The organism is Thiorhodococcus drewsii AZ1, from assembly GCF_000224065.1.
In the GTDB taxonomy this organism is placed as follows: Bacteria; Pseudomonadota; Gammaproteobacteria; order Chromatiales; family Chromatiaceae; genus Imhoffiella; species Imhoffiella drewsii.
On the sequence record NZ_AFWT01000008.1, the window covers coordinates 163,480 to 181,637 of the forward strand.

At 63.8% G+C, this 18,158-nt stretch carries 14 protein-coding genes; 7 read left to right on the plus strand and 7 right to left on the minus strand.

Annotated features, from left to right (window positions below; translation table 11 throughout):
* Positions 1–98: 98 nt before the first annotated feature.
* Both THIDRDRAFT_RS07475 and THIDRDRAFT_RS07480 read right to left on the minus strand, forming a co-directional pair.
* Positions 99–827: an esterase family protein gene (locus tag THIDRDRAFT_RS07475; protein WP_007040225.1), complete on the minus strand. Its 729-nt coding sequence runs from the start codon at positions 825–827 to the stop codon at positions 99–101.
* A 260-nt stretch (positions 828–1,087) separates the two neighbouring features.
* On the minus strand, positions 1,088–2,041 hold the full coding sequence (locus tag THIDRDRAFT_RS07480; protein ID WP_007040227.1) for an acetylxylan esterase: 954 nt from the start codon (positions 2,039–2,041) through the stop codon (positions 1,088–1,090).
* A 511-nt stretch (positions 2,042–2,552) separates the two neighbouring features.
* Here THIDRDRAFT_RS07480 and THIDRDRAFT_RS07485 point away from each other — a divergent pair.
* The 7 genes from THIDRDRAFT_RS07485 (at position 2,553) to ald (ending at position 12,446) form a co-directional block, all read left to right on the plus strand.
* The gene (locus THIDRDRAFT_RS07485; RefSeq protein ID WP_007040228.1) at positions 2,553–4,268 is read left to right on the plus strand and encodes a methyl-accepting chemotaxis protein; all 1,716 of its coding nucleotides are present in this window, start codon (positions 2,553–2,555) and stop codon (positions 4,266–4,268) included.
* Positions 4,269–4,352: 84 nt separating this feature from the next.
* Positions 4,353–6,134 carry a substrate-binding and VWA domain-containing protein gene (locus tag THIDRDRAFT_RS07490; protein ID WP_007040229.1) on the plus strand — a complete coding sequence of 594 codons (1,782 nt, stop codon included), beginning with the start codon at positions 4,353–4,355 and terminating at the stop codon, positions 6,132–6,134.
* Positions 6,135–6,160: 26 nt separating this feature from the next.
* Positions 6,161–7,651: a substrate-binding domain-containing protein gene (locus THIDRDRAFT_RS07495; protein WP_139058670.1), complete on the plus strand. Its 1,491-nt coding sequence runs from the start codon at positions 6,161–6,163 to the stop codon at positions 7,649–7,651.
* Between the two features lie 100 nt (positions 7,652–7,751).
* Positions 7,752–8,432 carry a hypothetical protein gene (locus THIDRDRAFT_RS07500; protein ID WP_007040231.1) on the plus strand — a complete coding sequence of 227 codons (681 nt, stop codon included), beginning with the start codon at positions 7,752–7,754 and terminating at the stop codon, positions 8,430–8,432.
* A gap of 334 nt (positions 8,433–8,766) precedes the next feature.
* On the plus strand, positions 8,767–9,951 hold the full coding sequence (purT, locus tag THIDRDRAFT_RS07505; RefSeq protein ID WP_007040232.1) for a formate-dependent phosphoribosylglycinamide formyltransferase: 1,185 nt from the start codon (positions 8,767–8,769) through the stop codon (positions 9,949–9,951).
* A 52-nt stretch (positions 9,952–10,003) separates the two neighbouring features.
* The gene (locus THIDRDRAFT_RS07510) at positions 10,004–11,173 is read left to right on the plus strand and encodes a 4Fe-4S binding protein (protein WP_007040233.1); all 1,170 of its coding nucleotides are present in this window, start codon (positions 10,004–10,006) and stop codon (positions 11,171–11,173) included.
* A gap of 151 nt (positions 11,174–11,324) precedes the next feature.
* Entirely contained in the window at positions 11,325–12,446 is a 1,122-nt protein-coding gene (gene ald / locus THIDRDRAFT_RS07515; protein WP_007040234.1) for an alanine dehydrogenase, read from the plus strand.
* A gap of 44 nt (positions 12,447–12,490) precedes the next feature.
* Here the strand turns inward: ald and THIDRDRAFT_RS07520 are convergent, their stop codons facing one another.
* The 5 genes from THIDRDRAFT_RS07520 to THIDRDRAFT_RS07540 all read right to left on the minus strand — a co-directional run bounded on the left by THIDRDRAFT_RS07520 (position 12,491) and on the right by THIDRDRAFT_RS07540 (position 17,859).
* Positions 12,491–13,786 (minus strand): sulfate adenylyltransferase subunit 1, encoded by a 1,296-nt coding sequence (locus THIDRDRAFT_RS07520; protein WP_007040235.1) that lies wholly within the window; start codon positions 13,784–13,786, stop codon positions 12,491–12,493.
* Between the two features lie 52 nt (positions 13,787–13,838).
* The gene (cysD, locus tag THIDRDRAFT_RS07525) at positions 13,839–14,753 is read right to left on the minus strand and encodes a sulfate adenylyltransferase subunit CysD (protein ID WP_007040236.1); all 915 of its coding nucleotides are present in this window, start codon (positions 14,751–14,753) and stop codon (positions 13,839–13,841) included.
* A 16-nt stretch (positions 14,754–14,769) separates the two neighbouring features.
* The gene (locus THIDRDRAFT_RS07530; protein WP_007040237.1) at positions 14,770–15,495 is read right to left on the minus strand and encodes a phosphoadenylyl-sulfate reductase; all 726 of its coding nucleotides are present in this window, start codon (positions 15,493–15,495) and stop codon (positions 14,770–14,772) included.
* Positions 15,488–17,170, minus strand: a complete 1,683-nt coding sequence (locus THIDRDRAFT_RS07535) for a nitrite/sulfite reductase (RefSeq protein ID WP_007040238.1) — start codon at positions 17,168–17,170, stop codon at positions 15,488–15,490. The genes THIDRDRAFT_RS07530 and THIDRDRAFT_RS07535 overlap by 8 nt, the downstream gene beginning before the upstream one ends.
* A gap of 200 nt (positions 17,171–17,370) precedes the next feature.
* Positions 17,371–17,859: a DUF4405 domain-containing protein gene (locus THIDRDRAFT_RS07540; protein WP_007040239.1), complete on the minus strand. Its 489-nt coding sequence runs from the start codon at positions 17,857–17,859 to the stop codon at positions 17,371–17,373.
* Positions 17,860–18,158 lie beyond the last annotated feature (299 nt).

The following is an 18,158-nucleotide window of genomic DNA, read 5'->3' on the forward strand; positions in this document are numbered from 1 at the left end:
TGGATCCTAACCAATCAGGAAAACCCGACTCAATATCGGATGAGACAGGACAGGGTCTCCGGCAACGGCTCGCCGCTAACCCCGGTTCGGGCGACGATTCAGAGATACAGAGGCGCCATCCGACGCCAGTGGTATCCCTGATGCGCCCGTCCATCCCATTCGTGCAGCGCATGCCAGACACCCTTGTCCCAGAGCGACCGGCTGAGATGGCGGTTGTTGTCGAGGAAGGGGTCCTCCCTTCCGATCACCAGCACGATGTCCATGCGCCGCAGGGCGCCGATCCGGTCCGGACAGCCGAGATTGGGCAGATACTGGGCCGGCGTGTGGAAATAGATCTGCTCGTCCCGGTGTCCGCTGAAGAGATCGCGGAAATGCTCGACGTTCAGGGTCAGGTCGTAGCGTCCCGAAAAGGCGGCGACCTTGCGGAACAGATGCGGGTGGCGAAAGGCGATGTTGACCGCGTGGAAGGCGCCCAGGCTGCATCCATGGGCGATGGTGCAGGGGTGCGGGTTCTTCATCGCCATCAGCGGCAACACCTCGTTGAGGATGTAGTCCTCGAAGGCGTTGTGTCGTCGAATGCGGTCGGCCGGATTGCACCAGAAGCAGTAGAGCGACTCCCAGTCCAGGCTGTCCACGCAATAGAGCTGAAGCTGTCCCGCCTCGATCTTATGGCGCACGGATTCCACCAGCCGAAGGTTCTCGTACTCGTAGAAGCGCCCGTCCCGGGTCGGGAAGACCAGTACCTTGGCCCCGGCGTGACCGAAGACGAGCAGCTCCATGTCCCGTCCGAGACGGTGACTGTACCAGCGGTGATATTCACGGTTCATCGGTTGCATCCAGTCGGCGGATTCAGTCCGACGGAATCCTAGCCAGGGATCATTTCATTACCGTGAAATCAGAGGGTTGCCTGTGCCCCATGAAGGAATCAGGCCTCGGTCGCCCGTGGGGACGTATCCGCGAGGCGCGCGTACCATCGCGCGGCAAAGATGCGGGTTCGGGACCAGAGGGTTGTCATGTCTCTCCGGTACTTGTTGGCCATTTGGTTGGGTCTCCCATCTTTGCCAGATCCCTTCCGGGCTCCTACGAGTCAAAGTGGCGCCAGAAAGTCGCCGAGTTCCTCGATCAGCTCCGCTTCCTGGCGGTTACGGTCGGGATAGTCGAAGTGTCCAGCCTCCAGTACGAACAGCGTCTTATCGCCTGGTATGGCGTTGTAGACGGCGAACTGACCGGGCGGTGCGACCGCCGGGTCGAACCGGGCGGCGGCGATGTGCATCGGCTGTCGGATATGACGGGCGGCGAGCGCCGAGTCGAAATAGCGCAGCGCATCCGGCATCCCTCCATGCTCTCGGGCGAAGGTCTGGACGGCCGCTCCGCTGCCGATGGTGGGCAGTGTCAGGCGCAGCGGCTGATGGCCGAAACTGGGGACATTGAGGTGTCCTCGGGCCAGTCGCGGGTCCCAGGCCAGGGCCATGGCGCCGAGTCCGCCCCCGAAGCTGATGCCGAGATAGCCGAGATGCCCGGCCAGATCCGGAAAGAGTCGGATCAGGGCGCTGACCCCGGTCCAGATGTCGTCCACACAGCCCCCGAGGATGTAGCGGTCGCGAAGATGGATGTCGTGAAGGACGTGCCAGATCGGATTCTCCGAGATCGGGGGGCGGCGGCTGAGTCCGATCCCACGGAAGCAGGGGACGAGATAGGCGGCGTCCTCCAGAGGCAGATCCCGCGGCGGTCTATCGATGCCGCCATATCCGTGTCCCAGTATCAGGCCGCGCCTTGGTGGCCTGAGGAGTGGCGTCAGAAACCAGCCCCGGATTCGAAAACCCTCGGTCGAGGCGTATTCGAGATCATGCACGCGAAAGCGCGGATGGGTCATGGAGGACGGGCGGATGTCTGGGCTCGGCTCCACCCCGAGCGCCCGGTCGTAACGGTCCAGCCAGAACGGCTCGAAATCCTCCGGCTCCTCAGGTGGCTCGACGGTCAATAGCCGATCCAGACTGTAGCCGTAGCTGGGATCGAAGGGGTAGGTATGCTCGAATCTCATCGGATGCCCATGGCGTTCTTTCGGCTCCAGTGTCGCCTAGCTTTGTGACGAGAATGCATCGATCCATGACGATCGGCCATGGGGCGATTCCCGTTCCCCGATGTGCGAGCCGTCGATGAGCCCGGTCGCGTCCAGCCGTGGAGACTTGCCTCATCAAAAGGTCACGGCCCTCTGCTTTCCGAGCCGCCGTCCCAGCGCGCCATGAGCCCGAGGATGCGACGGATTTGGCATCTTGCCCATCCGTCACGGTGATGTCATATCGATCGAGCAGAATGTGCCTATCGAGAGCAGCATCCTCTGCTGACATTCATCGATCTCCTGACGCTGTCTTTGCATCCGATCCCAGCTTCCACTCCCGTCAATCCCGAGTTGTCGTATGGCTCGCCGAGCCGAGTCCGTGCGCGATTCCAGGGTTCCCTACCCGGATCGCAAATCGACCTGATCGGATTGTTCCCGATGAAGCCTTGCCGAATCGTCAACGATACGAGTCCGTATCGCAGGTTAACCGAACATGAAATTGATCCATCACGCGAAAATCAAGACCAAACTGATCCTCATGGCACTGATTCCGAGTCTCGCCATGCTGCTCATCGGATTCATCTCTCTGGATCTTCTACGCGAGGTGAACGAGGGGGTGGATCGCATCTATGAGGATCGAGTCGTTCCAATGCAGCAGCTGAAATCGGTCACGGACGACTATGCCGTTCAGATCGTCGGCGCGGTGAACAAGGCCAATGCCGGTGAGCTGACCGCAGAAGAAGCCCTGGAACAGGTCGTGCGGGCCAAGGGGCGGATCCAGGAGAATTGGCAGGCCTATCTTCAGACCGAGCTGACGCCGGAGGAAGAGCAGCTGATCGAGGAGGCGCAGGCGCTCTTCGCTTCGGCGGATTCGGCGATCGAACGGCTCGAGGTGAGACTGGGCGACGAGAAGGGCAACATCGGCGGGCTGCTGGATATGTTCGATGGCCCCCTTTCCGCCCTGATTGACCCCATTGGGATCAAGCTCAACGAACTGGTGAACCTCCAGCTGCGCGTGGCCAAAGAGGAGCGCAAGACGGCCCATCATCTCTACAGCCATTCGGTGACGAACTTCGTGGGTATCGCAATGATCGCGCTGCTGCTGATCCTCGTCCTGGGCTGGTCATTCTATAGCTCGATCGTCGGGCAGCTGGGACGTTTGCGGGCGACCGTGAATCGGATTCTCGAGCACTCGGATCTTTCCGTTCGCACGGAGCTGGATGCCCGCAACGAGATCGGCGAGATCGCGCGAGACTTCGATCGGATGGTCGATCGCCTGAGGGAGCTGGTTGAACAGATCAGCGATTCGACCCTGACCCTGTCCACGGCGACCGGACAGATGTCCTCCGCCTTGGCCCAATCCCGTGCCGGGGCGAATCAGCAGCTTGGCGACACGGATCAGGTGGCCACGGCGATGCAGCAGATGACCGCCTCCTCGGAAGAGGTGGCGCGCAACACGGCCGAGTCCGCCGCCGCCGCTCAGAGCGCCAAGGACCTGGCGGATCGCGGCCGCGGCGCGGTCGGCGAGACCATCGGGGCCATGTCGACCCTCGCCGAACAGGTGAGCGCCGCCGGGGAGACGATACGCTCGCTGGGTCAGGACATGTCGAGCATCGAGACGATCCTTCACGTCATTCGGGGCGTCACCGAGCAGACCAATCTGCTCGCGCTCAATGCCGCGATCGAGGCCGCGCGCGCGGGTGAGCAGGGGCGCGGCTTCGCAGTGGTCGCCACCGAGGTTCGCACGCTCGCCAAGCGCACCCAGGTCTCCGCTCAGGAGATCGAGGCCACGGTGGCGCAACTGCAGCAGCGTTCGCGGCAGGCGGGGATAGAGATGGAGAAGAGCGAGCAGAGCTCCGCCATGGCCCTGTCTGCGGCCGGAGAGGCCGAGCATGCGCTGAATGCCATCGCCGAGGCCGTGACTGGTATTTCGGGATCCATGAGTCAGATCGCCAGCGCCGCCGAGGAGCAGAGCACCGTGGCCAATCAGGTCAGTCATCGTATCGTGGCGATCAGCGATTCCGCCCACCAGCGGAGCGCCAGCGTCAGCCAATTCGAGGCCGCCAGCCAGCAGCTGGTCCGGCTCTCGGACGAACTCAAGGCGCGCGTCAGTCACTTCCAGGGTCACGACCATGTGGATAGTGTAAGACCGCAGTTGGATTCGGTCTCCTCGGCTCCCATCGCGATGCTTGAACCGCAAACGGCCTGATCGGGGTGTCATCGAACGGACTTGTTCATTTGCAATACTCGCAATTCCGAGAGGAATCCTTCGTTCATCCCATCCGGAGGACCCATGCCGAAGGCATTGTCGCGATTGTCGGTCTCCATCGTCCTGGCGGTTCTCTTGTTTTCGGTCGGCACGGAGTCGCTGGCCGCCGGCGCGGACGTTATCTGCACACCGGCCACGGATCAGGTCGTGGTGCGCTTCACCTATGGTTCGGAGAAGAAGGCCTGGATCCGGGACCTGACCCCCACCTTCAATCAAGGCGGCGAGAAGACCGCTTCCGGCAAGCGCATCTGCGTCGAGTCCATCCCCAAGGGCTCGGGCGACAGCGTCAATGAGATCGCGAACGGCAAGGCCGGACCGAACGAGGTCCATGCCACCAGCCCGGCCTCGGATCTCTACGTCAATCTGATCAACTACGAATACTCCCAGGAACAAGGCAAGGATCTGCTCAAGGCCGAGGGGTTCCTGGTGTCCTCGCCCGTGGTGATCGCGGCCTGGGAGCCGGTACTCCAGAGTCTTGGTCCCAAGGACCAGATCGGCTGGGCCGACATCTTCGAGCACTCCAGCGAGGGCGGCTTCCGCTACGGCCAGACCAGTCCCGAAAGCTCCAACAGCGGCCTGTCGGCCCTGGTCGCCCAGTTCTACGCGGGTGCCGAGAGCGAGGCCGGGCGTCCGGTGCCCAGGCTGTCGCTGGCCAAGGTCGAGGATCCCAAGGTGCGCGACTTCGTCCGCAAGGTCCACGAGAGCGTCATCCACTACGGACGCTCGACCGGCTTCTATGCCGAGAAGATGCGCGACGGCGGTCCCCAGTACGCCGACGCTGTGGTCGTCTACGAGAGCGACGTCATCCAGGCCAACGACGCCATCCGCGAGCAGGGTCTGGGATATCCCCGACTGGAGGCCATCTATCCGAAGGAAGGGACCTTCGCCACCAATCACCCCTTCGCCATCGTCGAGCGCGACTGGGTCGACGCGGACGAGGAGGAGGGGGCCAAGCGCTACTTCTCCTTCCTGATGTCGCCCCAGAGCCAGGCCAAGGCGCTGCAGTACGGCTTCCGGCCGAGCGTGCCGCTGGACATCGATCCCGGTATCTACGGCCTGGTCTGGAACGCAGACAATGGTGTCGAGCCCTTCGATAGCGTGCACCGCTTCCTGGCGACCCCGGGTGGACAGGTCATCAAGGCCATCCGCGACGCCTTCCGCGCCATCAAGAACAGCTCGCACGTGGTGCTGGTCATCGACCGCTCCGGGAGCATGGATGCGCGTCTGTTCGACAAGGAGCGCGGCCAGGAGCGCTCGCGCATGGACATGGCGGTCGAGAGCGCGAACCTGCTCGCCCAGTCACTGCAGGACAAGGACCGGCTCTCGCTGCTCTTCTACGACTACCGGGTTCGGTATTCCGATCTGACGCCCAAGGGGCAGCCGATCCGAATGGACGCGGCCGGAAAGCAGAAGCTGGCCGATGCGCTGTCCAAGGTGCGGCCCGCCGGCGGCACCGCCATGCGCTCGGCGATCGAGACCGCCTGGAGCGATCTCTGCCAGGCCATCAAGGAGGATCCGTCCGACCGCTCGATCCGGGTCATGGTGGTCCTGACCGACGGTGTCGACAATGCCTCCAAGATCTCGGACAAGGACCTGATCGGAAAGATCGGCTATACCCAGTCGGACGGCCGAGGCGGATATCTGGGAGACTCGGCCTGCAAGATCCCGGTCTTCGGCATCGCCTTCGGGGGCGAGGCGGACGACAGCTCGCTGAAGGCCATCGGCGCGGCGGCCGGCGGCGAGACCCGGCGCGGCGACTCGGCCGAGATCCGCGACATCTTCAAGCGCTTCAGCGAGCTGCTCTGATGCGCCGGGCGGCTGGGGTGGACATCATGCGTGCATTCGAGTGCGAGCCCGTCTTCCGATCCGGTTTGCGGCACCTGCTGCTCTGCGGTTTTCTGATCCTCGCCGGTGTGGGGGCAATGGATTCCGCCATGGCGGCCGAGAAGCTCTTCAACTTCGGCGACCTCAACGTCGACCTCTCCAAGGTCCAGGCCAAGCCGGGCGGCCAGTCAGCGGAGGCCCCGGTCAAGGAGTCCCCGAAGCAGCAGCTGCCGAGCACGCCCGAGAGTCCGGCGCCTGCGGTGCTTCCCAGGGACGGTCAGGAGTCGATCGACTCCACGGTCCGGACCCAGGCGGTCAGGGTCGAGCCCGTCGAGATCGGCGCATCCAAGACCGGGCTCCAGCGGATCCTCTATCCGGTGCCCGAGGATCGGGCGGTCATCGAGGTCAAGATCGCCGCCGGATCCGAGAAGAAGGACTGGCTGGAGGAGGCCGCGCGGCGCTTCATGGCCGATCCGGCGCAGAGCAGCCTCGACGGCAAACCCATCCGTCTGGTCATCGACAAGATCGGCTCGACCGAGTCCGCGACCCTCCTCGCCGAGGGCCGGACCATGCAGGGCGGGCGCAACGAGTATCAGGTCTGGGCGCCCGCATCCAGCATATTCCGCAGCGTCGTGGAGGACGCCTTCACCGGCGGCAAGCTCTTCGAGACCGACGCGTCGATCGCCCGCAGCCCCATGGTCTTCGTCACCTGGGCACCGGTCCAAGAGGCGATCGACCGGCATATCCAGAAGTCGATGAGCTTCGACACCATCGCCGAGATCTTCTCCCGCGAGCTGGCCGGCGAGGCCATCGACCCCAACGGACGCAACTTCCAGTTCGGCTTCACCCGTCCGCAGGACTCCAACAGCGGTGCCGTCGCGCTCGTCGCCATGGCCTACGAGTTCTTCGCCAAGGATCGGGGGCGCTACAGGATCCGCCTGGAGGATCTGAAGAACCCGGACTTCCAGGCCTATCTGGCCTTTATCAAGTACATGTCCGACCAGACCAAGGACAGCACGGGCAAGCTGGCCGAGCCGCTGATGCAGGCCGGATACGGCGGCCAGCCGCTCTCGTCCATCTACGTCTACGAGAACCTGGGGGTCAAGCTGGCCTTCATTCGCCGCGTCAACGATCCCAATGGCGCCAAGCCGATCATCCGCTATCCCAAGTACAACCTGGTCTCGGATCATCCCTATTACACCTTGCGGCACGGGAACTCGCGCGAGCAGGTCGAGGCCGCGCGCCGCTTCGAGGAGTATCTGCTGACCCGCGACATCCAGCTCCTGGCGCTGCAGAAGGAAGGATTCAGACCCGTGAGCACCCAAATCTCCAACCAAGAGATGAGCGAGGTGCTGGGCGAGTTCGTCGAGGAGAACGGTCTGGTGCCCGACCTCATCAAGGCGTCCCAGATTCTGATCCCGGCCCAGAGCGGCGAGGTCATCATGGCCCTGATCCGTGCCTATGAGCAGCTGGGCGATCCGATCGGGCCGAATCTCTGAGGCCGGTAGGGCGCAATAGCGCAGCGTATTGCGCCATGCGACGTCTCATTCGGCGCAATACGCTGCGCTATTGCGCCCTACGGTCGTGCAGGAGGATTGCATGGGATACGAACGATTTTTCAAGACATCCATGGCTGCGGGCCTCATGGCCCTCGCAATGACCACGTCCGGCGTCCAGGCCGCCAGCTTCGGCGACTATCTCAAGCAGTTGGGCGCCTTCTCGTTCGGCGGGACCGAGTTCGACAGCAGCGACATGGACGGCAACCGCAAGGACTGGGCCGACCGCGAGCGCTGGGTTAAAGAGGCGCTCGACAAGGCCTATCAGGCCCTGGCGCGCTCGGACCAGGACGTGGATCTCTTCGACTTCCAGAACTACTACAACGTCCTCTCCATCCAGTGGACGCCCGAGTATCTGACGGATCCGGCGAACATCGGCAATCTCAACGCCTATGCGACCTTCACCGAATATCTGTCCCGGTATCTTGAGGTCAAGCAGAAGCTGATCACCAAGATCGCGGAGCTGAACCGGCACTATGCCGTGCTGAAGCAGGTCGATCCGCGCCAGCTCACCGGTCCCTTCCAGCTCGACACGGGTGGCCGGGTCCAGTCTTACACCCAGCAGGCATCCGGTGCGGTCGATGCCACGGCCCACCAGGCCGCGCTGGCGACCTCGGCCGGTGCGGTCGAGAAATATACGGCCGAACTCAATCGCGCCATCGACTACGGCATCAAGCTCGAGCGCTATTTCAAGCAGGCGGCCGGCATCGGGCCCGGGACCTGACTCCGATCGGGCTAGTTCTGCGGCGTCAGCTCGGTGATCCGGTAGACGTCGTCGCTACCCAGAACGGGCAGCGGGTTCAGCATGAGGTCCATCATCAGCCGAAAGGGCCAGGCGATTTGCGCGCGACCCTTGGGATTTCGTCCGTTTGTCTGGAGTGCTATCGTGCGTGCCAATAGGCTGACCCTATAGGGGGCGCCAAGCGCGCGACGTCAGATCGAACTCCGCAGCATGCCCCCTGGGGACGAGCGGGGTGCGTATTGTCGAATGTCGCGCGGATTTTCCACCAATGAGGCGGCGATAACAGCGGCGGACAGTCGCGACGCGCGGAGCATTCATGCCTACGATCGGAACCCCTTTCACTCCCTCATCCACCAAGGTCCTGCTGTGCGGGGCCGGCGAGCTCGGCAAGGAGGTCGTCATCGAGTTCAAGCGGCTCGGTGTCGAGGTGGTCGCCTGCGACCGCTACCCCAACGCCCCGGCGATGCAGGTGGCCGACCGTGCTTACAGTTTTTCCATGCTCGATGGGGTGGCGCTCAGGCGCGTGATCGAGCTGGAGCGTCCCGACTACATCGTGCCCGAGATCGAGGCGATCGCTACCGATACCCTGCTCGAACTGGAGTCTGAGGGATTTACCGTCATTCCCACCGCACGGGCGGCCCGGCTCACCATGAACCGCGAGGGCATCCGCCGCCTGGTCGCCGAGGAGCTGGGTCTGCCGACCTCGCATTACCGCTTCGCCGACACCCGCGAGGATTTCGGGCGGGCCGTCGCCGAGATCGGCATGCCCTGTGTGGTCAAGCCGATCATGAGCTCCTCGGGTAAGGGGCAGAGCCTGGTGCGTGGCTCGGACGACATCGACCGTGCCTGGGACTATGCCCAGGCCGGCGGGCGTGCCGGCGGCGGGCGGGTGATCGTCGAGGGGTTCGTCGATTTCGATTACGAGATCACGCTGCTCACCGTGCGCCATCGCGACGGCACGGCCTTCTGCGAGCCGATCGGTCACCGCCAGGAGGACGGCGACTATCGTGAGTCCTGGCAGCCCCAGCCCATGACGCCGATCGCGCTGGAGCGCGCTCGCGAGATCGCCACCAAGGTCACCGGGGCGCTGGGCGGACGCGGCATCTTTGGCGTGGAGCTGTTTGTGCGCGGCGACGAGGTCATCTTCAGCGAGGTCTCTCCGCGTCCGCACGACACCGGCATGGTGACCCTGATTTCGCAGGATCTCTCCGAGTTCGCGCTGCATGCCCGTGCCATTCTCGGACTGCCGATCCCCGAGATTCGTCAACGCGGTCCGGCGGCCTCCGCCGTCATTCTGGTCGAGGGCGAATCGACCCAGGCGTGCTTCGGCAACCTCGCCGAGGCGCTCGCCGAGCCCGGAACCGATCTGCGACTGTTCGGCAAACCCGAGGTGCAGGGGCGTCGACGCATGGGCGTGGCGCTCGCGCACGGGACCGACGTCGAAGACGCCAAGGCGCGTGCCCTGCGCGTGGCATCAAAGGTGCGTGTCACCTTGGATTGAGCGATACAGCGGCGTATCGTGCGGCGGGTCCACGCGTTCGGGAGAGAAAGACATGGGCCACCTGGCAGGCAGTAAATCGACACTGACGCCGCTGATCGATCGGCTGAATCGTTATCCCATCGGTCTCGTCGACAGCGAGCGTTTGCGCCAGATCCTCGCGCTCCTCTTCGACGAGACCGAAGCCTTCGTCGGCTCGCGCTTCCCCTTGCACGAGGCGACGCTGGAGGAACTCTCCGCGCTGAGCGGTCTGTCGCCCGAGCGTCTTTTGCCCGTGCTCGAAGGCATGGCCGACAAGGGCTTGGTGATGGACATGCCCTACGCGGGCACCACCTACTATCTTCTGGTGCCCGGGCTCATCGGTTTCATGGAGTTTACCTTCATGCGTCGCCGGGCCGATCTGCCGCTTCCCGAGCTGGCGCGGCTCATGTCCCAGTATCTGGAGGAGAACGGCAAGGCGGGTCAGCCGGGTGAGTTCTTCGGCAGTCCCACCCAGCTCACCCGAGCGCTGGTCCATGACGAGCATATCCCGGTCAGCTCCCAGATCACCTCCTACGAGGATGCGCGACGCATCATCGAGGAGGCCGACTTTTGCGCCGTCACCCTCTGCTATTGCCGCCACAAAAAGGAGCATCTGGGCGAGACCTGCCGCAAGGGCGCGCCGGTCGAGGATATCTGCATGGTCCTCGGCGAGGGCGCGCGCTTTCTGGTGCGGCGCGGCTTTGCTCAGGAGCGCGACACCGCCAGCATGCTGGAGACCCTAGAGTATGCGCGCTCGCTCGGGCTCACCCATGTCACCGACAATGTACGCGAGCGGCCGTCCTTTCTCTGCAATTGCTGTCGTTGCTGCTGCGAGTTGATGGCGGGTGTTCAGCTCGGCTTCGAGGATGGGATCGCTAAGACCCCCTTCCTCGCCGAAATCGATTCCGAGCACTGCAACTACTGCGGTGCCTGTCTGAGTGCCTGCAACGTCAAATGTATCGGCCTTGCGCCTGGTGCCCGTGCGCTCCCCAAAAAGGCGCGCTTCGCCGAGATCGATGCCTCCGTATGTCTCGGCTGCGGTGCCTGCATTCCGGTGTGCGAGCAGAACGCCATCCATCTGGTCGAACGTGCCCGACGTCCCAAGCCACCCAGGAACCGTGGCAGGATGTTCGCGCGGATCCTATGGGAGAAGGGTCGGCTCTGGCCCTTCGTGCTGGATCGGGCGAAACGGCTGCTGTCTTGAATCGAACGCCCTCGGGCGATGAAATTCCGTCGAAGAGAAGGCATCTATGTGACTGGCAGGGATTGCAGCAAGATCTGAAGTCGTTGCGATCCAGCCCGATGCACGTCTTCAGGCTCTTTAGACGTTTCAGATCAGAGCAGAGGTTACGACGATGCGAATCGGTGTCCCGAAAGAAATCAAGAACCATGAATATCGCGTTGGTTTGACTCCGGCCTCGGTCAAGGAGCTGACCGGTCGCGGTCACCAGGTCTCGATCGAAACCCAGGCCGGCGCTGGCATTGGCTTCGAGGACGATGACTACCGGGCCGAGGGCGCGGACATTCTGCCGACGGCGTCGGAGGTGTTCGACCAGGCCGAACTCATCGTCAAGGTCAAGGAGCCTCAGGCCGAGGAGCGTCGTCTGCTCAAGCCCGAGCAGGCCATCTTCACCTATCTGCATCTGGCGCCGGACGTCGTTCAGACGCGGGAGCTCATGGACAGCGGGGCGCTCTGTATCGCCTACGAAACGGTCACCGATCTGGCCGGACATCTGCCGCTCCTGACCCCTATGTCCGAGGTTGCCGGCCGCATGGCGATCCAGGCCGGGGCGCATTGTCTGGAAAAGGCGCAAGGCGGTTGCGGGGTCCTGCTCGGCGGCGTGCCTGGCGTGTCGGCGGCCAAGGTAACCGTCATCGGCGCCGGTGTGGCCGGCCGCAATGCGGTGGCGATGGCGGTTGGCATGGGGGGCGAGGTCTCCGTGCTCGATCGCAACATCGCCGCATTGCGCGTGCTCGACGAGCGCTTCGGCAATCGCATCTGTACCCTGCGATCGACCGCGCACCATCTGGAGAAGGCGGTGCTGGAGGCCGATCTGGTGGTGGGGGCCGTGCTGATTCCGGGGGCGACCGCGCCCAAGCTGGTCACGCGCGAGCAGGTCTCGCGCATGCGCAAAGGCTCGGTTCTGGTGGACATCTCGATCGATCAGGGCGGCTGCTTCGAGACCTCGCGTCCGACCACACACCAGGATCCGACCTTCGAGGTCGATGGCGTCGTGCACTACTGCGTAGCCAACATGCCGGGGGCGGTCGCCCGTACCTCGACCCTGGCGTTGAACAACGCGACCTTGTCGTTCGTGATCGCCCTGGCGGACAAGGGCATTCGTCAGGCCCTGCTCGATGATCCGCATCTGCTCAATGGCCTCAACGTCGCGCGCGGTCGCGTCTGCCGACCCGAGGTTGCCGAGGCTCAGGGGCTCGTCCATGTGGATGCGTGCGAGGCGCTGGCCGATCTCTAGATCGGGGGCGTTCCTCACCCCAGATCACCTCACCTCAGATCACCTCAAACGCTTTCCACTGTTGCGATCATTCCGGCGCCAACCGTGTCGTTGGTGCTCTCGTCGATGAGGATAAATGCGCCGGTCGCGCGGTTGTCGGCATAGGCGTCTGGGAAGATCGGTTGGGCGAGCTTGAGGCTCAGATGGGCGATGTCGTTCATCTGGAGTTGCTCGGCCGGTTCGCGCTCCAGTCTGTTGACGTCGAGCCGGTGGTGGATCCGCCCTACCTTGGCCTTGACCTTGCGCGTGGTGTGGCGAAGCAGATAGGTGCGTGCTGTTGACAGGGGCGTCTCGGACAACCAGCAGACGCAGGCATCGATCGTCTTGACCGCCTCGGGGGCCTCGTCCGGCTTGACCAGCAGATCGCCGCGCGAGATGTCGATTTCATCCTCCAGCAACAGGGCCACCGACTGCTCATGGATCGCGCTCGGAATGCCGAGCCCGCCGATCTGGATCTCCTTTACTCGGCTGATGCGCCCGGACGGCAACGCCTGAACCGCATCGCCGACGGCGATCTCGCCGGACTCCAGGCGTCCCATGAAACCGCGATAGTCGTGCAGCCCCGGATTGGCCGAGTCGCGCGGGCGGCAGACGTATTGCACCGGAAAGCGGAAATTCTCCGCGACCTCGGTGTGCGCCGCTGGCGCGGTCTCCAACATCTCCAGCAGGGTCGGACCCCGATACCAGTCGAGCCGCGCGCCGCGCGCCACGATGTTGTCGCCGTGCAGCGCCGAGATGGGGATGAAACGGACCTCGCCGATGCCGAGCCGGGCGGCGAAGTAGAGATAGTCGTCGCGAATACGCTCGAACACCCCCTGGTCGTGGTCGACCAGATCCATCTTGTTCACGGCGACGACCAGATGCGGGATGCCGACCAGATGGGCCAGATAGGAATGCCGACGCGTCTGAGTCAGCATGCCTTTGCGCGCATCGACCAGGATGATGGCCAGATTCGCGGTCGAGGCGGCGGTGACCATGTTGCGGGTGTACTGCTCGTGCCCCGGCGCGTCGGCGATGATGTATTTACGCGTCCCGGTCGAGAAATAGCGGTAGGCGACATCGATGGTGATGCCCTGTTCGCGCTCGGCCTGCAGACCGTCGGTGAGTAGGGACAGATCCATCTCGCTCAGGCCCCGTCGCTGCGAACTGGTCTCGATCGCGCTCAGGGTGTCGGCGAGGATCGCCTTGGTGTCGTAAAGCAGGCGCCCGATCAGGGTGCTCTTGCCGTCGTCGACGCTGCCGCAGGTGAGAAAGCGCAGCAGGCCATGGTCTATCTGAGGGAATGCGTGTGGGGAAGACATGGGCGTGACTCGATATGGCTGGGGTGCTGGGAGCTGAAGACGGATGTGCGGCTCAGAAATATCCGGCTCGCTTGCGTTCCTCCATCGAGGACTCGCTGGTCTGATCGTCCATGCGCGTGGCGCCGCGTTCGCTGAGGGTGGTCACGGCGGTTTCGGCCAGGATAGCGTCGATGCTGTCGGCCTCGGACTCCACCGGCGCGGTGCAGGTAATGTCGCCGACGGTGCGAAAACGCACCCGGATCTCTTCCACTTGATCGTCCGCCAAGGCGGGCGTGAGCGGGGTCACCGGACGCAGCAGACCCTTGGTCCGCACCACGGGGCGAGGGTGTGCGAAATAGATGGGCGGTAGCGCCAGTCCCTCGCGCTGGATGTATTGCCAGACGTCCAACTCGGTCCAGTCGCTGATCGGAAAGGCGCGAATGTTCTCGCCTTGGTGCACACGGGCGTTGTAGAGGCTCCAGAGTTCGGGGCGCTGGTTCTTGGGGTCCCATCCACCAAAGGCATCGCGGAAGCTCATGATGCGTTCCTTGGCGCGGGACTTTTCCTCGTCGCGCCGGGCGCCGCCGATGCAGGCGTCGAAGCCGAATTCCTCGATCGCTTCCAGCAGGGTCACCGATTGGTGCTTGTTGCGCGATTCGCTTGGATGTTTGAGCACTACCGAGCCGCGCGCCATCGAGTCCTCGACCGAGCGTACAACCAGTCGGGCGTCCAGTTCGGCCGCGCGCCGGTCGCGGAAGTCGATGACCTCCGGATAGTTGTGCCCGGTGTCGATGTGCAGTAGCGGAAAGGGCAGCGGTCCGGGCCGGAATGCCTTCTCGGCCAGACGCAGCAGGCAGACAGAGTCCTTACCACCGGAGAAGAGCAGGGCGGGGTTGGCGCATTGTCCGACCACCTCGCGCAGGATGTGGATGGCATCGGCCTCCAGCCAGTCGAGGTGGGTGAGGGTACGGGTGTTGAGGCGGTTCATCGTGAAATGCGTGCTCCTAGGCGGTAACGGCTGTCTTGCGGTGTAGTCCGCATTCCTTGGTTTCGGGGCTCTCCCACCACCAGCGTCCGGCCCGGATGTCCTCGCCGACCGTGATGGCGCGGGTGCAGGGGGCGCAGCCGAGGCTTGGATAGCCCTGGTCGTGGAGCTGGTTGTAGGGCACCTGGTAGTGCTTGATGAACGACCAGACCTCGCGTTCGCTCCAGTCGGCGAGGGGGTTGAGCTTCTCCAGTCCGTGCTCGGCGTCCCATTCGCGCGGCGAAAGCTGGGCGCGGGTGACGGACTGGGCCGCGCGCAGTCCAGTGATCCAGGCTGCCTGGCCCGTCAGTGCCTCCTTGAGCGGACCGATCTTGCGCACCCGACAGCAGGCGCGACGCGCCTCGACCGAGTCGTAGAAGCCGTCGATACCGAAGCGGCGGACATAGTCCTCGACCGCCTCGGGGCGAGGCGCATAGCGTTCGATTCGGGTGCCGTAGTGCTGCTCGATCCGACCGAGGAGCGCCAGGGTTTCGGCTGGAAGCCGGCCGGTGTCGAGGGTGAAGATGCGGATCGGAAAGCGTCCGCGCAGGATGACCTCGGTCAGTACCATGTCCTCGGCGCCCAGGCTGGTGGCGAAGACAATGGGACTCAGCTCGCGGCAGGCGTTGGACAACCGATCGGTGAGCGCCTGTTTGCGCGCTCGCACTACCTCGGCCGAGACGGGATGCCGGAGACGCTCATACATGATCCACCTCCGGTGCGTTCTGTTGGCCCAAGGCGCGGCGGAACGGCTCGGTACCGAGGCGCTGGAGCGTCTCCGCGAAGCGTTCCTCGGAATATCTGTGCCGACGGTAGGTGGTGAGAAGCGTCGCGATCGCCTCTGGAATCTCCTCGGCCGCGAATGAGGGGCCGATGCTTTCGGCCAGTCGCGCCTCGCGCCCCGAGCGACCACCGATGAGGATTTGGTAGCGTGATTCACCCTGCTTGAGCACACCACGGATCCCGATCTGGCCGAGATTGTGGTGGGCGCAGGCGTTGACGCAGCCCGAGATCCTCAGGTCGATGGGGCCGAGATCGCGCAGCTCCTCGGGATCGGCGAAACGGGCACCGATGGCCTCGGCCAGACCCACGGGATCGCCGTTTGCCAGATCGCATTCGCGCGCGCCGGGGCAGGCGACCAGATCCGTGAGCAGTCCCACGTTGGCTTGACCGAGATCCTGGGCGCGTGCCGCTTCCCAGAGGGCGAGCAGCCGTTCCTTGCGGACATGCGGCAGCACTAGATTCTGGGTGCGGGTGAGACGCACCTCGTCGCGGCTCACCGTCTCGGCCCAATCGGCGATGTGCTCCAATTGGGTCGGGGTCAGGTTGCCCGAGGGCGTTCCGGGTCGCTTGGTCGAGAGGGTGACGATGGCGTATCCGGGATGCTTGTGATCACGCACGTTGCAGCGCAACCAGTGCAGATAGGCGGGCGGACCGCTGGGCACGTCCGTTGGATCGATTGCGTCCTGCTCCTGAGGCTCGCTCGGCCCGCCGTCGACGAACGGGCGTGCCGCGCGCTCGACCTGGCGTTGCGTGAGGGTCGCCGGACCATCCCGCAGGCTGGACCATTGGGTCTCGACCAGCGCGCGGAATTCGACCAGACCAACCCGTTGGATCAGATTTTTGAGTCGCGACTTGTAGGGATCCGACCGCGATCCATCGCGCGCATAGGCCCGCAGAATCGCCTCGCAATAGGTCAGCAGATGGGACCAGTGGACGAATTCGGTCAGTTCCTCGGCGAGTCTTGGACCCCGACCCAGCCCGCCTCCGACCAACACCCGAAAGCCCAGCTCTCCATTCGCGTCGCGGACCAGATCCAGACCCAGATCATGGGCCGCCAGTGTCGTGCGGTCCTCGCTGGCGCCGCTGACGGCGATCTTGAATTTGCGCGGAAGCTCGGCGGCCGCCGGGTGGTTCAGACGCCACTGATCGATGAGGGCGCGCCAGGGACGTGGGTCTTCCGTCTCGTCGGCCGCCACGCCGGCCAGCGGATCCGTCTCGATACTGCGGACGAGGTTTCCCGAGGTCATGAAGCTGGAGATCCCGACCTCGGCCAGTGCGGCGAGGATCTCCGGGACGTCCCCGATCTCCGGCCCGCTGAGCTGGACGTTTTGACGCGTGGTGAGATGCGCGCTAGCCGCCAAGTCGTAATCGCGGACGATCCGCGCCAGGGCGCGTAGTTGTCGGCTGGAGAACCGCCCCTCGGGCGCGCTCAGGCGCAGCATGGTCGAGTCGCGCAGTTGGTAGAGTCCGTGCCGCAGACGCAGGGCGCGGAAGGTGTCTTCGTCGAGCGTGCCGTTCAGATAGTCGCGGGTCTGATCGCGGAAGGTCGCGATTCGCTCGAACGGACGAAGCGATTCGTCGGCATCCTGTAAATACATGTAAAGCTCGCAAGGGAATTTAGGGTGGGACGATCCTAGCGAGCTAAAATTGGTCTAAAAAGGAATTTAAAGTTAGATTAATATTTCTTTTTGTTATATCTGTTGGGTCTGGACGCGGTCCGTGAACGCATTTCCCGGTCGTAGGACGCAGTTAGCAGGCTCACCGCGTCCTGCGGTGAGCCTGTGTTCTGAGGAGCGACTTACTCGAACAAGCGGCGCATCAATTCCGGGGGGCGGGTACCGTTGCGCGAGGCGATTTCCTTGATCGATTGGGCCGTGCTGACGACCTTGAAACCGCCGGACTCTAGCTTCGCGACCAGACTGTCGGCGCTCTGGTCCAACAGCGGGGCAATCTCGGTCAATGGGGCCTGCTCCAAGCTCTGGAATATCCGATGTTTCACACCGCCGCCCTCTTGGCTGGCCGATAGACCGATGAGCGCAGCCGTCACCAGCGCCACCGCTGCGATGATTCCAAGCGCCGCACGTCGCGAGAAATAGCCGGTAAAGCCGCGCCAGTGCGTGGCGATGTGGAAGACGACGAAGGCGACGAAGGCCAGACCGATCCATTCGTGGGCCAGCGTGACTGGATCGCGCATGCCGAAGAACATGAGCACGCCCGAGACGGACATGAAGGCACCGGCGGAAATGACGGCGGGTGTGGACCATTGACGGGTGTTCAGAGTGAACATGGGTAAAGTCTCTCGCGGTTAGGGTGTGAAATCGGCTGGATACGTAGCGGCTCGGGATGCATGAGCGTTGGTCGCCGCGTTCCATGGGTGTCATTTCACTGCCCCCATGTGTCCGGGGTTTGCCGAGAGAGGGCGGGTATTGTGACGTTGTGTGACAAAGGCCCGGATCGACACAGACTGTCACGAAGTGATTGCCAGCCCCTCCATCTCAAACCCATAGCTTTACCCATAACTCGCCCCTGCGGAACGCTGAGCCTCAAGAGCGAGCACGAAATCAGCCGCGCGTTGCAGCCCGATCC

Excerpts from the sequence above, each read along its gene's own strand:
- THIDRDRAFT_RS07485 (WP_007040228.1), top strand. The coding sequence starts at position 2,553 with ATGAAATTGATCCATCACGCGAAAATCAAGACCAAACTGATCCTCATG.
- THIDRDRAFT_RS07495 (WP_139058670.1), top strand. The coding sequence starts at position 6,161 with ATGCGTGCATTCGAGTGCGAGCCCGTCTTCCGATCCGGTTTGCGGCAC.
- purT (WP_007040232.1), top strand. The coding sequence starts at position 8,767 with ATGCCTACGATCGGAACCCCTTTCACTCCCTCATCCACCAAGGTCCTG.
- ald (WP_007040234.1), top strand. The coding sequence starts at position 11,325 with ATGCGAATCGGTGTCCCGAAAGAAATCAAGAACCATGAATATCGCGTT.
- cysD (WP_007040236.1), bottom strand. The coding sequence starts at position 14,753 with ATGAACCGCCTCAACACCCGTACCCTCACCCACCTCGACTGGCTGGAG.
- THIDRDRAFT_RS07475 (WP_007040225.1), bottom strand. The coding sequence starts at position 827 with ATGAACCGTGAATATCACCGCTGGTACAGTCACCGTCTCGGACGGGAC.
- THIDRDRAFT_RS07540 (WP_007040239.1), bottom strand. The coding sequence starts at position 17,859 with ATGTTCACTCTGAACACCCGTCAATGGTCCACACCCGCCGTCATTTCC.
- THIDRDRAFT_RS07480 (WP_007040227.1), bottom strand. The coding sequence starts at position 2,041 with ATGAGATTCGAGCATACCTACCCCTTCGATCCCAGCTACGGCTACAGT.
- THIDRDRAFT_RS07530 (WP_007040237.1), bottom strand. The coding sequence starts at position 15,495 with ATGTATGAGCGTCTCCGGCATCCCGTCTCGGCCGAGGTAGTGCGAGCG.
- THIDRDRAFT_RS07510 (WP_007040233.1), top strand. The coding sequence starts at position 10,004 with ATGGGCCACCTGGCAGGCAGTAAATCGACACTGACGCCGCTGATCGAT.
- THIDRDRAFT_RS07520 (WP_007040235.1), bottom strand. The coding sequence starts at position 13,786 with ATGTCTTCCCCACACGCATTCCCTCAGATAGACCATGGCCTGCTGCGC.
- THIDRDRAFT_RS07500 (WP_007040231.1), top strand. The coding sequence starts at position 7,752 with ATGGGATACGAACGATTTTTCAAGACATCCATGGCTGCGGGCCTCATG.
- THIDRDRAFT_RS07490 (WP_007040229.1), top strand. The coding sequence starts at position 4,353 with ATGCCGAAGGCATTGTCGCGATTGTCGGTCTCCATCGTCCTGGCGGTT.
- THIDRDRAFT_RS07535 (WP_007040238.1), bottom strand. The coding sequence starts at position 17,170 with ATGTATTTACAGGATGCCGACGAATCGCTTCGTCCGTTCGAGCGAATC.